This window comes from Escherichia sp. MOD1-EC7003 (genome assembly GCF_002965065.1).
Lineage (GTDB): Bacteria > Pseudomonadota > Gammaproteobacteria > Enterobacterales > Enterobacteriaceae > Escherichia.
In genome coordinates this window covers 1-984 of record NZ_PTRE01000228.1, presented here as the reverse complement: position 1 = coordinate 984, position 984 = coordinate 1, and the positions used below count along the sequence as shown (strand labels likewise).

Sequence of the window (984 nt, the reverse complement as noted above, 5' to 3'; positions counted from 1 at the left end):
GCAGCGTTTTTGACGAGTAGCCATTGCGGGTATTAGAGCCTTTTTCAGGCGCATTTTTCTCATGCCCGAGATGGTCAGTCAGCTCTGCATTGAGCGCCGTTTCAACGGTCAGCTTAGTCAGCATACGGGAAAACTGGTTAAGATCAGCTTCGGTTTTAAGGCCCTTAGCCAGTTCAGCCGCCAGCGCTTTGAGTTTATTTTCGTCCATAATTTGCCTGTCTCCGGTGTTGGAGTGAACATATCAAAAACAGGCAGATACACAATTCAAATTACAGTCTCGTGTTAAATCTTGTTAACAAAGTATGCTCCGGCCCTAGGGGATTTGTGATGTCTGTCAGTCTGCTTTAGGGGAGACTCTTTCCATCCGGTAGTTCCCTTCCTCCCCGGCAGCGATTTTTTGAACTTTTTCTTCACCCGTTGATCTTCTTCTTATATTTCATTTTATTCGGGTCTGTTATGGTTCTTTCTGATTGTTATTCATGGGCTAACGAGCCATCTGGACATGCTCGTCTCGGTGATCCGCGTCGTACACGACGCCTTGTATCACTGGCCTCTTCTCTCGCTCAGCATGCCGGTCTCTCTATTGTGAAATCATCCCACTCCACTGCTCAGGTTGAAGGTGCGTACCGCCTGATACGTAACCCGTCTGTGTCCCCGGAAGTCATTGCCGAAGCCGGATTTACCGCCACTGCAAGGGCATGTGAGGCACATCCGCTGCTCCTCGCACTGGAAGCCCCCCCCCATTAACTTCAGCCACAGTACGGCATTTGATGACCATGGGAATACCACCACTAACCCGAAGATGCGTGGGCTGCTGGCTCACTCTGTCCTGATGTACGCCCCCGACAGCGCCCTGCCAGTCGGTCTTATCGAACAGCAGTGCTGGAGTCGGGCCACGGACAGCGCTTCGTGGTGCGTGCAGCTGGCCGAAAATGAAGGAGTGAAGTTCTGGCTCAATGTGCTGACTGAACTGAAAAACCGCGG

General features: G+C 51.5%; 1 protein-coding gene and 1 pseudogene. One reads left to right on the top strand and one right to left on the bottom strand.

What is annotated here, in order from left to right; genetic code table 11:
- Nucleotides 1-208 (bottom strand): transposase (locus tag A7090_RS24310; RefSeq protein WP_198599616.1); only part of this gene is annotated, 208 nt, incomplete at its 3' end.
- Between the two features lie 248 nt (nt 209-456).
- On the opposite strand from A7090_RS24310, the pseudogene A7090_RS24305 reads away from it, so the two are divergent.
- Nucleotides 457-904 (top strand): annotated as a pseudogene (locus tag A7090_RS24305) (IS4/Tn5 family transposase DNA-binding protein); the annotation flags it as partial.
- Nucleotides 905-984: the final 80 nt, after the last annotated feature.